We start from the raw sequence: 13,850 nt of genomic DNA, 5'->3' as shown, positions 1-13,850 counted from the left end.
AACCCGGGCCCCGCGGAGGCTCCACCCGCCCCGGGAAAGCAAGCGCCCCCCACGCACCCGCCAGAGCCGACCTACCCTTGCTGCCTTCCGGCCCTGGGGGAGTTCAGTCAGATAGCGCCGCGTGAGGGGCTGCCCAAACAGTACCCGATGGCCGGGGGTGGGAACGAGTTCGCGAGCACTCCTCAACGTCTTGTATTGTTTGCGGCGGAGGATTCGCCTAGAGGCCTAGGGCGCACGCTTGGAAAGCGTGTTGGGGGCAACCCCTCACGAGTTCGAATCTCGTATCCTCCGCCAGCCCAGAGGGCCGGACCGTGAAAGCGGTCCGGCCCTCTGGCGTTTGTGCGGCTCGGGCCGGGGCCCGAGCCGGGTCAGGTGGCCCGTGCCGGGGCCGGTTCCGGTTCTGGTTCCGGCTGTCGTTGGGTCGGCAGGGAGATGTCCCGCCGCTCCCATGCCCTGGTGGTCCGGAGGTAGCCGTAGATGACGGAGCCCATCGCCAGCAGGATCAGCGGGCCGTACAGCCACGGGAGGCGGGCCAGTTCCGTCGGCAGGTAGCGGTACGACAGGAGCAGTGCCGTGAAGATCGCCGTGCCGTAGGTGACCAGGTGGGTCGCGGAGCGGTCCCAGCCGCGGGCCTGGGCGCGCAGGGCTGCCTCGATCGTGAGCGTGAAGACCACACCGGCGACGAGGTCGGTGCCGTAGTGCCAGCCGAAGCCGAGGGTCGCGGCGAGGGTGGCGATCAGCCAGAACGTGCCCGCCCAGCGCAGCACGCGCGGACCCCTGCGGGAGTGGATGAAGATCGCGGTGGCCCAGGCGGTGTGCAGGCTGGGCATGCAGTTGCGCGGGGTGAGCTCGTCGAACGGGATCGCGTGCGGGTCCGTGAGCGGGGGTGGTGTGTTCGGCCAGAAGTCGCCCACCATCCAGTGTTCGGTGGCCGGGGTGTGCGTCCACAGGCCGTCCGGCTGCCAGTGCTCGATGCCCGTGCCGTAGGCGAAGATCGGGCCGACCACCGGGAAGATCATGTAGATGCCCGGTCCGAGGAGGCCGATGACGAGGAACGTGCGGACCAGGTGGTGGCGCGGGAAGCGGCGCTCGGCCGCCACGTTGCGCAGCCCGTAGAGAGAGACGACGACGGCGGCCACGGCGAGCTGGCCGTAGACCAGGTCGAGGAAGTGGGCGCCGAGCGGGCCGGTGGCCTTGAGCATGCGGCCCGCCACCCAGGACGGGTCGCCCAGCGCGCGGTCGGCGACCGCCAGGTACGGGTCGAGGACCAGCGGGCGGGCCTTGGCGGTGATGAGCAGCCAGGTGTCGCCCGTCTTACGGCCGGCCACCAGGAGCAGCGCGAGGCCCACGCCCTTGAGCAGCAGAAGGCGTTCCGGGCCGGTGCGGCGGGTCAGCGCGATGACTCCGCAGGCGAGGACGACCCACAGCGCGCCGTTGCCGAACGGGTGGCCGCCGTGCAGGCCGGTGCCGGTCGCCCAGCGCGCCAGCAGCAGGACGGCGTCGATGCCGAGGGCGACTCCGGCCGCGAGGAAGCGCTCCCGCCGGGTGAGCACCACCATCATCAGCGCCATCGCGCCGTACAGCAGGAACCCCGACTTGGGCGGGAACGCCACCTCCTTCACCTGGGTGGTGAGCGGTCCCGGCAGGCCGTAGTGGCGTGCGGTGAGCTCCAGCGCGATGAGGAAGCCGAGGGTCACCGCACCGGCCGCGGTCCACAGGATCGTCTGTGGGCGGCGCCACGCGGCGGACGTGGATCTTCGTCGTATTCGCGGGAGCGGGTGGTCCCGCGACTCTCCAGGTATCAATGGGCCGGCCGATTTCTTGGACGTGGGTGCGGGCGGACGTTGGACGGGCGTGGTGCGGTGTTGGGGCGCAGATCATCGTAAATTCAAAGACCCCCCACAGTTCAGAGGGCCGGGTCGGGAAACTGGTTCGGCTCCGCCGCGTCCGTGCGGTCGCTCACGTCAGATTCAGGCCACCGTCCAGCATGATCACCTCGCCGGTGAGGTAGCTGCTCGCGATCAGGGAGGCCACCAGGTCGGCCACGTCGGCGGGCTGGGCGGGGCGGTGCATCGGGGCGCGTTCGCGCCAGAGTTGGTGGGCCTCGGCCCAGTCCTTCGTCATCGGGGTGTCCACCAGACCGGGTGCCACCGCGTTGACGCGGACGTCCGGGCCGAGGGCGGCGGCGAGGAGGCGGGTTACGTGGTTCAAAGCCGCCTTGCTTGCCGCGTACGGGACGGACGAGCCCTTGGGGCGCACCCCGGCGTGGCTGGTGATGTTCACCACGCTGCCGCCGCCGGGCGCCTCGCGGAGCGCCGGGAGGGCCTCTGTGCACAGCAGCCAGGGGGCGATCAGGTTGACCTCCAGCAGCCGGCGCCAGTCCGCCGGGGTCGCCGCGGCGAGGTCGGCGTGCGGGATGGGCCAGCTGATGCCCGCGTTGTTCACCAGGACGTCGAGGCGGCCGTGGCGGTCGAGGGCGGTCCGGACCAGGGCCCGCGTCTCGTCCTCGACCTCCAGGTCCGCCTGTACGTACGTCCCGCCGAGCTCCGCCGCCAGGGCCTCGCCGGCGTCGGTGCTGCGCCGCGAGTGCACGACGACCCGCATCCCACCCCCGGCCAGCCGCCGGGCCACGGCCTCACCGATGCCGGAGGTGGAGCCGGTGACGAGGGCTACCGGGCGGTCGTGCTGTTCAGTTCCCATGCGGGACGATCCTGCCACCGCGGCCGGGCACCCTTCGCCCGGCGCCCGGCAACCGGAACGCCGCGCGGCACCGCATCGGGTGAAGCCGTCCCGTCTCCCCCTCACCGGCCATCACGCCCTGAAAGCATTCGAGCACAGTGCGTGAGAGGGGACGTTTCTACATGGGGTCTGCGGCGGAGCCGGAGAGCGGGCAGGACACATCGGACGTGCGGGCGGGAAGGCCGCTCGCATGGCAGCCCGTCATGGCGGCGGCCGTCGCGGCCGTGGCGACCGTCGCGGCGGCGTGGATCGCCGCGGTCGGCACCGGGGGGCCCTCGGCGGGGTCCGCGGTGCAGAAAGAGGACGTCCGGCCCCCTGCGGCCGCGCTCAAGCGATGCGACCCCGTCGGCTCCTCCTACCGGTGCTTCGGCGTCTACAGCGATCTGCCGCCCGACTACAGCGTCTTCGTCGTCACGTCGTCGGGCCGCTCGTTTCACGCCAGCCGGGCGGTCGTCCTCCCGGACGGCACATGGCGGGTGTCCCTGGACGAGCCACCGATCGAGAGCGGCCTCCTCGTCGACCCCGCGCACCATGACTCCTACAGCAACGTCAGCGAGCCCTTCGGTTAAGGCCTGTCCGCCGGGTCAGACGGCAGGAGGGCCTCAGCACTCGACGCCCCGCGTGAGGAGTCGGCGCGTCGTCTCCACCCCCCACTGGTCCAGCGACAGCAGCCGGTCGCTCGATGCCGTCAGGCCGCCCGTTGCCTCGACGTGGGCCGCCCAGCGTTCGCGGGTCTCCACGGCCGGGCGGGCCATCAGGCAGTCGGGGTCGTTGACCCAGAGGCGGGCGTGCTGCCACTGGCGTCCGGCGCCGGTGAACTCGGCCGGGTCCTGGCCGGGTTGGCTGTAGTCGTCGGCCTCGGGGCGGCGGTGCGGGGCCGCGTCCGGGCTGACGCGCATGGCGTCGAAGAGGCCGATGGAGGGGAGGATCGGGGCGCCGCAGCCCAGGAGGTAGGCGTCCAGGCCGATGGCCTCGCGGATCAGCTCGATGCCCTCGCGGTACGCCTGGAGAGCGTCAACTGCCGTGTGGCGTACGCCGTCCAGGGCGCCCGCGTACAGGAAGTCGACCTTGAAATAGTCGTAGCCCTCGGCGCGCAGTGTCCGGAAGACGTCGGCGAGGTACTCCGCCGCCTCCGGGTGGGTGGTGTCGAGGACGTTCAGGTCGTGGCCCCAGTTGCGGCCGGCGTGCAGGAAACCGCCCTCCGCGTCCCGGACCAGCCACTCCGGGTGTTCGGCGGCCAGGTCGCTCGCCGGGTCGACCAGGAAGGGGGCCGTCCAGATGCCGGCCCGGCGGCCCCGGGCGCGGATGGTGTCGGCGATGCCCGCGCGGGAGCGGAAGCGGCCGGAGAGGGTGAGCCAGTCGCCGAGGGCCTTCTGGTAGCCGTCGTCGATCTGGACGACGTCGATGGGCAGGTCGAGGGTGTCCATCGCGCGCAGGTTCTCGTGGATGTCGTCCTCGGTGACCTCGGTGAAGTACTCGTACCAGGAGCACCAGACGGTGGGCGCCGGTCGGGGCGGCCGGACGCCGAGGGACGCGGCCCACTCCTCCAGTACCGCCTGGATGCCGGTCCCCGTCCACTCCTTCACCGGGCCGTCGGCGCTGACCTGCGCGACGGTTCCGTCCACGGCGAGCCTGATGGACGGGACCTCGCGGACCGGGTCCGGGGCGGCCCAGAGGCGGACCGGGGTGCCGTCGCCGGGGTCCAGGGCCAGCAACCCCTCGCCCTGGAAGGCGCCTTCGGGGACGGTGACGCCGGGGCGGTAGCAGACCGTCGCCCAGTTGGGGTTCGTCGGGCGGTACGGCTGGTCGCCGAGGGCGTAGCTGCCGCTGGGGCTCCAGGACTGCCAACCCTCCTCGTGGACATGGGCGTTGGCCGGATCCACGGAGACGGCGGCGACCGGGGTGAAGGAGTGGGACACGGTGGTTCTCTTTCAAGTACGAGGGCTTCAGCCCTTGTTGGCGCCCAGCGTCAGTCCGCTCACGAACTGCCGTTGCAGCGCGAAGTACACGATCAGTGTGGGGATCGCGGTCAGCAGCGCGCCGGCGGCCACCAGGTTCGGGTCGGTGAAGTACTGGCCGGAGAGGTTGTTGAGGGCCGAGGTGATCGGCATGTTCTCGCCGGTGGAGATGAGGACGATGGCCCAGAAGAAGTCGTTGTAGATCCAGATGGAGAGCAGGGTGGCGAGGGCGGCCATGGCCGGCTTGCACAGCGGCAGCGTGATCTGCCAGTACAGGCGCCACACGGACGCGCCGTCGACGAGCGCGGCCTCGGTCAGTTCGTGCGGGAGCGAGCGCATGTAGTTGCTCAGCACGAAGGCGCAGAAGCCGGACTGGAAGGCGACGTGGATGAGGACCAGGCCGAGGGCGGAGTCGTAGAGCTTGCCGGAGGCGGTGACGCCCGGCAGGTCGATCAGCAGGTACAGCCGGTACAGGGGCGTGATGATGACCTGCTGCGGCAGCAGGTTGCCGGCCGTGAAGACCAGCAGCAGGGCGAGGTTGAGGCGGAAGTCGAAGCGGCTGACGTAGAAGGCCACCATCGACGACAGCAGCAGGGTGAGCAGCACCGCCGGGACCGCGATGAGCAGCGTGTTCCCGAAGTAGTGCAGCATGTCCGACTGCTGGAAGGCGTTGGTGAAGTTGTCGAGGCTCAGCTTGTCCGGCCAGGAGACATAGCCCTTCTCGCTGGTCTCGGCGTAGGGCCGCAGCGCCGCGAACAGCGCCCACAGCAGCGGGGCGAGCCAGGCCAGGGAGGTCACGATCAGGAAGGTGTGCAGCAGGATGCGGGCCGGGCGTACCGGCTTCCTGCGCAGGGCGAGGGTGCTCATGCGCGCCGCTCCTTCCGGAAGGTCGCGATCAGGTACGGGATGATCACGGCGAGGGAGATGACCAGGAGCACGACGGCGATGGCGGAGCCGTACCCGATGCGGCTGGACTCGCCGATGATGTTGTTGGTGACCAGGATCGACAGCAACTCGGTGCCCTGGGCACCCTTGTTGAAGACGAAGACCAGGTCGAAGGCGCGCAGGGCCTCGATGATCGTGACGACCAGCACGACGGTGTTGGTGGGGCGCAGGGTCGGGAAGATGACGTTCTTGAACGTCTGCCACTCACCCGCGCCGTCCAGTGCGGAGGCCTCCCGCAGGGCCGGGTCGACGCTCTTCAGACCGGCCAGGTAGAGGATCATCATGTAGCCCGCATGACGCCAGGAGGCGGCGACGAGGATGGCCCAGAGGTTGAGGTCCGGGTCACCGATCCAGTCGATGTAGTGGCCGGAGGTGTTGGCGCCGATCATGCTGTTGATCAGGCCGGTGTCGGGGTTGTAGATGAGCTGCCAGACGAACCCGATGACGGCCATCGACATGACGACGGGCAGGAAGAACGCGGTCTGGTAGACGCGGCTGAAGCGGATCTTCTTGTCCAACTGCACGGCCAGGAACAGGCCGAAGGGCGTGGGCAGCAGGATCAGTACGACGAACCAGATCACGTTGTGCTGGACGGCGGGCCAGAACTGCGGGTTGGTGGTGAACAGTTCGCGGAAGTTGTCCAGGCCGACCCACTTGATGGAGTCGAAGCCGATGCCGTCCCAGGTCGTGAACGCCAACGCGATCGACGCCAGGGCCGTCAGCCAGACGAGGGCGACATGCAGGACGGTCGGCACGCCCGCCATCAGACCGAGGGTGAGCCGGTCGCGGCGGGTGAGGAGGCGGCGGTGGCCCGTCGGCCTCTTGCGCGGGGCAACGCCCGAAGGCGACGCGAGGGGCGTCGCCTTGGGGGTCTCGGTGGTCTCGGTGTCGGTCGTCATGAGGAGGCGAAGATCGTCTTCTTCTGGCGCTCGACCGAGGTGAGGATGGAGTCGATGCCCTTGGGGTCCCGGATGAACTTCTGCAGCGCGGGCTGCATCACCGTCGAGGTGAAGTCGGGGCGGCTGTCGCGGTCCATGAACTGGGTGAGGCTCTTGGCGCCGCTGATCATGTCGTACGCCTTCTTCTGCAGGGCGGTGTACGAGGAGGTGTCGGCGGTACTGGAGGCGGCGACGACGCTGGAGTCGGCCTTGAGGTAGATGGCCTCGGCCTCCGGGGTGCCGAGGAACTCCAGGAGCTTGACGGCGCCCGCGTGGTTCTTGGGGCTCTTGCTCATCATGAAGCCGTCGGTCGGCGCCTCGACGGTGTCCTGCCCGAACTCGGGGCTGATCTCGGGGAAGGGGAAGAAGTCGAGGTCGTCCGCGATGGTCTTGTCGGTGGCCTGCTGGCCCACGAAGGAGCCCAGCAGATACATGCCGGCCTTGCCGGAGAGCATGCTCTGGGCGGCGTCCTGCCAGGTGCGGCCGACGGCGCCGTCCTGGTGGTAGGGGAGGATCTCGGCCCACAGGTCGAAGGCCTTGCGGACCTTGGCGTCGGTCCAGGATGCCTTTCCGGCCATCAGGTCGACGTGGAAGTCGTAGCCGTTGGCACGGAAGTTGAGCTGGTCGAAGGTGCCGAGGGCGGGCCAGGCGTCCTTGTCGCCGAAGGCGATCGGGACCAGGCCGTCCTTCTTCATCTGCTTGCACAGGGCCACGAAGTCGTCCCACTTGGTGGGGACCGTGTAGCCATGCTTCTGGAAGACGCTCCGGCGGTAGAAGACCGCCCACGGGTAGGTGTCCAGCGGCACGAAGTAGTACTTGCCGTCCGCGCCCTTGCTGAGCTTCTTCATCGCCTCGGGGAAGTTGCCGCCGATCTTCTCCCACACGTCGTCGAGCGGGGTGGCGAGGCCCTTGGCCGCGAAGAACTGCATGCGGTACCCGGCGAACCAGTTGAAGACGTCGTCCGGTGTGCCCTGGAGGTAGGCGTTGATCTGCTCCTGGAAGGTGTTGTGGTCCTTGGTGTTCACGTCGACCGTGATCCCGGACTGCTTCTTGAAGGCCGCGTAGATCTCGGCGTACGCCTTCTTCGGCACCGCGTCCGAGCCGTTGGAGCCGAGGGTGACGGTCTTCGGGTCGGCGGCCGTGCCGCTGCCGCCGCAGGCGCTGAGCAGGGGGATGCCGGCGCCGAGCACGGCGGCGCCGCCTATGCCGCGCAGCAGGGACCGGCGGCTGGGCGAGGGGAGGTGGAGGTCGGGCATGAACGGCTCCTGGGGGCAGGGTTCGGCCAGGGCAGGGCAAAAGGGGAATGCTGAAGTCCGTCGTAATCGACCAGAAATCAACTTGACCGAACACGGTTGCGTAATGACAGCCGTATGTCTTGTCATGCGTCAAGAGATGACTGTCACCTTTGTGGAAACGTGACCGACACATACAAGATCGGGTCGAAGGCCCGAAAAGCCTTCGACCCGTCGAACACCCTGTCCGTGGCCCGCTACCGGATCTCGACCTTGTCCGTCTCGCTGACCTGGTCGATCTCGGAGATCCGCACGGTCGTCCGCATCGTCCAGGTCCCGGCGATGGGCAGGTTGAAGTCGCTGGTGCCCCAGTAGCCGCCCTGGTCGGTGAGCCGGGCGTCGAGGGGGCCGATGTCCTGGGACGGCAGCGTGAAGGTCAGCCGCAGCTCGGGGACGGTCGCGAAACCGCCGTCGGCGCCGTAGACGATCGCCTGCACCTGGTTCTGGCCGACCCGGCCCGGGTCGAGGGTGATCTGCACGGTGCCGCGCCCGGCGGCGCCCAGGTCGAAGGGCACGTTCGTGACCGAGGCGACGGGCAGCCCGCCGGCCGGGGCCGCCGTGCCCGCCTCCTCCGCCGCCCGCCCGGGCAGCGTGCCGGTCAGCACGGTCGTGAGCACCAGCACGACCACACCCACGGTGATCTCGATGGCCACGGACCGCCGCAGCCCCCGCCGGTACCCGTCGTCGCCGGGGGCGTCCGCGGCCTTCTCCGGCGCGGGCAGCGGCGGCCCGCCCACCGGCTCGGGCACCCGCTCCTGCTCGCGTACGACGCTCTCGGCGCCCACCGTGACCAGCCGCGCCGTCCACTGCCGCGACAGTCCGGCCGCGCCGAGCAGCACGAGGACCGCCGCGAGCTTGAAGAGCAGGAGACGGCCGTACGACGTCCCCGTCAGCGCCGCCCAGGAGCCGAGGCCGCGCCAGGACTGGTAGACGCCGGTCACGACCAGGACGGTCACACAGGCGAAGGCGAGGCGGGAGAAGCGGGCGACCGTGGCGGCCTCGACGACGGAGGCCCGGTACAGGGTGGTGACCAGGGCGGTGAGGCCGCCCAGCCAGGCCGCCATCGCGAGGACGTGCAGCACGGAGGCGGCCATCGCCACCGGCACCTGGATACCGGCGGAGGCGTGCTCACCGGCGGCCCAGGTGAGGGCGAGGGCGACGGCGAGGACACCGCCGGCGATCCGGGTGCCCTTGGCGCTCCACGCCTTGCGCACCCAGCGCAGGTACAGCGCGGTGAGCGCGAGCAGCCCGAGCCGGGCGAGGAGCACCAGGCCGGGCCGGGTCGTCAGCGTCCGGTCGAAGCCGTCGAGGGCCGGGGCGGTGCCCGTCTCGTACGAGGCCCGCAGCAGCAGCTGGGCGACGGTCGCCGCGGCCAAGGTCCCCCAGCCCGCCCAGAGCAGCCGGGGCAGGACGGTCGCGTCCGCGGGGCGGCAGCCGGCGAGGAAGACGGCCGTGCCGATGAGGAGGGCGGCGGCGAGATAGGCCAGATAGCGGGCGATGTTGTAGAGCGTGGCCGTCGTCGGGTTCTCGACCGGGCCGGGGTCGACGACCGCCGAGGTGGCCGAGGGCTTGCCCACCGAGAACGTGAACGCGCCCGACACCGGGTGGCTGTCCGCCGAGACGACCCGCCAGGCCACGGTGAAGGTGCCCTCGCCGAGGCCCTTCGCGGGCAGTGTCACGCGGGCCGTGTCGGAGCGGCCCGGCACATGCTCGGCCGCTCCGGTGCGGACCCGCCGGTTGTCCGGGTCCAGGACGCGGAAGGAGTCGTCGAGCAGGCCGACGGACTCGGTGAAGGTCAGGGTGAGGTGCCCGGGGGCGGAGTTGAGGACGGTTCCGTCCTCGGGGTTGGAGGCGCGGAGGGCGGCGTGGGCCGACGCGGGTCCCGCGCCGCCGAAGAGGAGCAGGACCAGCACGGTGCCCAGCAGCACCAGCCCTTGAAATCGCCGCCGTCCTCGGCCACCGTCACGCTCCACGTCAGTACTCCGTCCCGCCGCTCCGGAAGATGTACGTACGCGGGCCCCGGAACACTCACCAGGTCGGGCGCGCCGACACCCCGCCGTCGACGACCAGGTCCTGGCCGGTGATCCAGGAGGCGAGCGGGGAGGCGAGGAAGGCGCAGGCGTCGCCGATGTCCTCGGGGCGGCCCAACCGGCGCAGTGGGGCCGCCTGTTCCCATCTCCGCACGCCCTCCGGCCAGGCCTCGGCCAGCTCGTCCCGGTCGATCAGGCCCGGCGAGACGCTGTTGACGCGGATGCCGCGCGGCCCGTACTCCAGGGCGGCGGACCGTGCGTGCATGACGACGGCCGCCTTCGCGGCGGAGTAGTGGGCGTGCCCGGCGGCGGGCGCGTGTGCCTCGATCGAGGCGATGTGCGTGACGGACCCGCCCCCGTCCATCACCTCGGCCGCCGCCTGCGTACACGCGAACACGCTCGACAGGTTGGCGTCCACGACCTCCCGCCACTCCCCGGCGGTCATCCCGGGCAGCCCCTGGACCGGTTGCACACCGGCGTTGTTGACCAGCGCGTTAAGGCGCCCGCCACCCCACTCGGCGGCCTCCCGCACCAGCCGCCGGCACTCCCCCTCGTCCCGCAGGTCGGCCCGCAGCACGACGGCCCGGGCGCCCGACTCCCGTACCCGCGCCGCCACTTCCTCCGCCGCCGCCACCGACGTACGGCAGTGGACCGCGACCGCCGCCGCGCCCCGTTCGGCGAACCGCAGGGCGATACCGCGTCCGATGCCGCCGCCCGCGCCGGTGACCAGGGCGGCCTGTCCTTCGAGGAGTCTCATGGACGGCACAGTCCCGCGATCCGGTCGGTCGAGAAAACTCATGGCCGACACAGTCCCGCGATCCGCGTCGCCTCGGCGGGATAACGCGCCAGCAGCGTCTCCAAGTCCCCGTGTTCGTAGCCCTCGTAGGTGAACCCCGGTGCCATCGTGCACCCGAAGAACGTCCAGGTGCCGAGGGTGCGGCCGCCCATCCAGGTACCGGCGGGGACGGTCAGCTGGACCGACTGGCCGGCGAGGACGTCGGGGCCGAGGACCGCCGTGCGGGAGGTGCCGTCGGGGGCGAGGAGGAGGAGTTCCAGGGGGTCGCCGAGGTAGAAGTGCCAGATCTCGTCGGCGGGCAGGCGGTGCAGGGCCGAGTGGTCGTCCGCGGTGAGGAGGGCGACTATGGCTGTGCCCTCCGGGCCGCCTTCCGCCCGCTCGGGGCCTTCCCAGGTGCGGCGGAACAGGCCTCCTTCGCGCGGGATCGGTTCCAGTCCGTAGTGGGCTACGAGATCGTCCGGGGTCACCCGGGGAAGGCTACCTCCCGGCGCAGGAAGGCCAGTTGGGCGTGCTTCTCGGGCAGATACACGTCCGGGATGTCGATCTCCGGCAGCACGACCCGCTCCCCCGCCACGAACCCCTGCCGCAGGAAGCGGGCGATCGCCTTCTCGTTGCGGACGTCGGGATCGACGACGACCCGGCGCCGGTCGAGGACCACCAGGACATACGTGGCGACGGCCCCCAGCAGCGCCGACGACCAGCCGGAGCGCGCACCGGCGGCCTCGGGAGGCGCCAGCAGCAGGTGGACGCCGATGTCGCCGGGCTCCACGGCGTAGCACTCACTGACCCGGTCGGCCTCGGGCTCGTAGGTCTGGAGCAGGCCGACCGGTTCGCCGTCCTTCTCCAGGAGGTAGGCGTGGTGGGTGTCGAGGGTGTCCATGTGGGCGTAGATGTCGGCCACTTGGTCCTCGGTGAGGCCGTTCATGCCCCAGAAGGCGGCGCGTTCCTCACGGACCCAGCCGTGCACCAGCCTGGCGTCGGCCTTGGCGTCGAGCAGGCGGACGGCGACGGTGCCGAAGCCGTCGACGTCCTGCGTGTGCACGTAGAGGTCAGACATCGCTCTCCTTGCTGAGCTGTTCGAAGTCGGTGACGACCGGGACCAGGTCGCCGCCGAGCCACAGGGGCAGTTGATCACGGTGGTGGGGCGAGCCGGGCACCCCGGAGGCGCCGAACGGCACCACCCAGCGGCTGTCCTCGCGTCGGGCCAGGTCCCAGACGTACCGGGCGGCGGGCCCGCGCGCGGCGAGGTCGGTCAGCCCCGGGACGGCCGAGGTGCACAGCACGCAGTCGTGGTCGCCGGAGAGTCCGGGGCCGTCGAACGCGGGATCGGGCAACGCCCGCCAGGGGAACAACCGATGGCTCTCGCCCCACGTCTTGACCGGCCCCGCCAGGGCCACCTCCTCGACGGCCGCACGCACCTCCGCCGACCGGTCGACGCCGTACAACTGCCCGGCCCGCAGCAGGTGTTCGAGCGCGTAGCCGATGCGCGGGGTGAGCCCGAGCCAGGGGAGGAGGACCTCCGGGTAGGCGGGCGGCGTGGTGAGCGCGGCGAAGGCGGGGTGCGCGGCGAGCCGTCGTACGACCGCACCGCGCACGGCCGCGAAGAGCGCGGCGGCCGAACTGTCCGCGTCCATACGGCGGTTCCAGGCGAGGAGGGTCGCCCTGAGCTCGGCGGCCTCGGGGCTCAGGTCCGTCAGGGCCGCCAGGTGGTCCAACAGGGGCCCGGCGGAGGCGAGATGGGTGTCCATGTGGATCGCCGGCATGTCGGCGGCCTTCCACTTCTCCTTCTCGGCGAGCAGGGCGGCGATGCGGTCGGCCCGGTGCGGCGGCGCGAACTCGACGCCGAACGGTGCGGCCGGGCCGCGCTGGTTGGCCATCACGGCGACGCCGTCGCTGAGTTCGCCGTACGGCATCACGTGCCAGCCGGTCCACTCGTGCCCGGCCTCCCAGGCGGGCACCACCCGGGTGCGGTTGGCGGTGGACCGTACCGGCACCCGGCCCGCGACCCGGTGCAGCAGCCCGCCCTCGGTGTCGGCGGCCTGCACGACGTTGACCGGCTCGGCCCACTGGTCGAAGGCCCGGTCGACGTCGGCGACCCGGCGGGCGCGGAGGAGAGGGAGCAGGGTGCTGAAGCCCAGGTCACTGGTCACGCGGGGCGGGGTGCGCAGGCTGAGGGCCAGCGGGGTGCCGTCGTCGAGGCCCTCCGGACCGCCGGCGATCACCGGGCCGCGTGCGGTCTCGATGACCTCGACCTCCACCGGCTCCTCCCCGGCGACCTCGATCGTCTCGGTGTGCCGGGAGGCGCGCCGCCAACTCCCGTCCGGATCAAGGGCTTCCACCCCGGCCCCGGTGCGGCGCAGCTTCTCGCTGTAGAGGTCCTGGTAGTCGGCCATGGCGTTGGTGATGGCCCAGGCGACCGTGCCGGTGTGGCCGAAGTGGGCGATGCCGGGGACGCCGGGGACGGCGAGGCCGATGACGTCGAACTCCGGGCATGACAGGTGGATCTGCTGGTAGACGCCGGGGTCCTCGATGAAGCGGTGCGGGTCGCCGGCGATGACGGCCCGGCCGGTCACGGTCCGCTCGCCGCTGACCAGCCAGCCGTTGCTGCCGGAGGTGCCGGGGCCGTCGGTGGCGAACAGTCCGACGGCGTCCTCGCCGAGGTGTTTTGCCGCCTCGGTACGCCAGAGCTTGGCCGGGAAGCCCGCGAAGAGGATGTGGGTGGCGAGCCAGACGGCGAGCGGGGTCCAGGGCTCCCAGCGGCCGGGGGCGCCGAGCGGGAGCTCCGCGTCGGCGAGGCCTTCGTTGACGCCGTCGACGTACGCCCGGACCCAGTCGGCCGTCTCGGGGTCTTTCACGGAGAGGTCGGCGAAGCAGCGTCTCGCGGTGTCGTCGAGGCGGGCGCGTCTGATGAAGCGGTCCCAGGGGAGGGCGTCGACGCCGAGGACGGCGGCCGAGGTGCCGCGGGCGCGGTGCCGTTCGACCTCCAGCTGCCAGGCGCGGTCGCGGGCGGTGACCAGACCCTGGGCACGGGCGAGTTCACGCACGCTGTCCGCACGCAGATGCGGGATGCCCCAGGCATCTCGGTAGATCTCGGCGCTCACTCTGGGGCTCTCCTGTGCTTTAGGTTAGGCTCACCTAAGTATGTCGTGGTG

Annotated in this window: 12 protein-coding genes, 1 tRNA gene and 1 other RNA gene; 2 read left to right on the top strand and 12 right to left on the bottom strand. The window is 71.2% G+C overall.

The genetic code is table 11. From position 1 onward, the window contains the following. Positions 1-35: 35 nt before the first annotated feature. Positions 36-134: signal recognition particle sRNA small type (ffs, locus tag IQ210_RS12055), an RNA gene on the bottom strand. A gap of 72 nt (positions 135-206) precedes the next feature. Between ffs and IQ210_RS12050 the strand changes: the two genes are divergently transcribed. Further along, positions 207-294 (top strand) — tRNA-Ser (locus tag IQ210_RS12050). A gap of 74 nt (positions 295-368) precedes the next feature. Here IQ210_RS12050 and IQ210_RS12045 read toward each other — a convergent pair. Next, the gene (locus IQ210_RS12045) at positions 369-1,721 is read right to left on the bottom strand and encodes a phosphatase PAP2 family protein (protein WP_194078988.1); all 1,353 of its coding nucleotides are present in this window, start codon (positions 1,719-1,721) and stop codon (positions 369-371) included. 238 nt (positions 1,722-1,959) lie between these two features. After that, positions 1,960-2,700, bottom strand: a complete 741-nt coding sequence (locus IQ210_RS12040) for an SDR family NAD(P)-dependent oxidoreductase (RefSeq protein ID WP_194078884.1) — start codon at positions 2,698-2,700, stop codon at positions 1,960-1,962. 161 nt (positions 2,701-2,861) lie between these two features. On the opposite strand from IQ210_RS12040, the gene IQ210_RS12035 reads away from it, so the two are divergent. Next, positions 2,862-3,308, top strand: a complete 447-nt coding sequence (locus tag IQ210_RS12035) for a hypothetical protein (RefSeq protein ID WP_194078883.1) — start codon at positions 2,862-2,864, stop codon at positions 3,306-3,308. Positions 3,309-3,341: 33 nt separating this feature from the next. On the opposite strand, the gene IQ210_RS12030 is transcribed toward IQ210_RS12035, so the two are convergent. The 9 genes from IQ210_RS12030 to IQ210_RS11990 form a co-directional block, all read right to left on the bottom strand. Further along, the gene (locus tag IQ210_RS12030; protein ID WP_194078882.1) at positions 3,342-4,658 is read right to left on the bottom strand and encodes a glycoside hydrolase family 36 protein; all 1,317 of its coding nucleotides are present in this window, start codon (positions 4,656-4,658) and stop codon (positions 3,342-3,344) included. 27 nt (positions 4,659-4,685) lie between these two features. Further along, a complete protein-coding gene (locus tag IQ210_RS12025; RefSeq protein WP_194078881.1) occupies positions 4,686-5,564 on the bottom strand; it encodes a carbohydrate ABC transporter permease in 879 nt (292 codons plus the stop codon). Continuing rightward, positions 5,561-6,541, bottom strand: a complete 981-nt coding sequence (locus IQ210_RS12020; protein ID WP_194078880.1) for a carbohydrate ABC transporter permease — start codon at positions 6,539-6,541, stop codon at positions 5,561-5,563. Before IQ210_RS12020 ends, IQ210_RS12025 begins: the two co-directional genes overlap by 4 nt. Continuing rightward, positions 6,538-7,836, bottom strand: a complete 1,299-nt coding sequence (locus tag IQ210_RS12015) for an ABC transporter substrate-binding protein (RefSeq protein ID WP_194078879.1) — start codon at positions 7,834-7,836, stop codon at positions 6,538-6,540. The genes IQ210_RS12020 and IQ210_RS12015 overlap by 4 nt, the downstream gene beginning before the upstream one ends. A 233-nt stretch (positions 7,837-8,069) precedes the next feature. After that, positions 8,070-9,800: a copper resistance CopC/CopD family protein gene (locus IQ210_RS12010; RefSeq protein WP_194078987.1), complete on the bottom strand. Its 1,731-nt coding sequence runs from the start codon at positions 9,798-9,800 to the stop codon at positions 8,070-8,072. Between the two features lie 100 nt (positions 9,801-9,900). Further along, on the bottom strand, positions 9,901-10,659 hold the full coding sequence (locus IQ210_RS12005; protein WP_194078878.1) for an SDR family NAD(P)-dependent oxidoreductase: 759 nt from the start codon (positions 10,657-10,659) through the stop codon (positions 9,901-9,903). Between the two features lie 38 nt (positions 10,660-10,697). Further along, on the bottom strand, positions 10,698-11,165 hold the full coding sequence (locus IQ210_RS12000; RefSeq protein WP_194078877.1) for a cupin domain-containing protein: 468 nt from the start codon (positions 11,163-11,165) through the stop codon (positions 10,698-10,700). Next, complete coding sequence (locus IQ210_RS11995) at positions 11,162-11,755, bottom strand: GNAT family N-acetyltransferase (protein WP_194078876.1); 594 nt, start codon at positions 11,753-11,755, stop codon at positions 11,162-11,164. The genes IQ210_RS12000 and IQ210_RS11995 overlap by 4 nt, the downstream gene beginning before the upstream one ends. Then, positions 11,748-13,799 carry a penicillin acylase family protein gene (locus IQ210_RS11990; protein ID WP_194078875.1) on the bottom strand — a complete coding sequence of 684 codons (2,052 nt, stop codon included), beginning with the start codon at positions 13,797-13,799 and terminating at the stop codon, positions 11,748-11,750. The genes IQ210_RS11995 and IQ210_RS11990 overlap by 8 nt, the downstream gene beginning before the upstream one ends. Positions 13,800-13,850: the final 51 nt, after the last annotated feature.

Source organism: Streptomyces justiciae (assembly GCF_015163075.1).
Lineage (GTDB): Bacteria > Actinomycetota > Actinomycetes > Streptomycetales > Streptomycetaceae > Streptomyces > Streptomyces justiciae.
The sequence above is the reverse complement of the archived record's forward strand: the minus strand, read 5'-3'. Positions and strand labels throughout refer to the sequence as shown.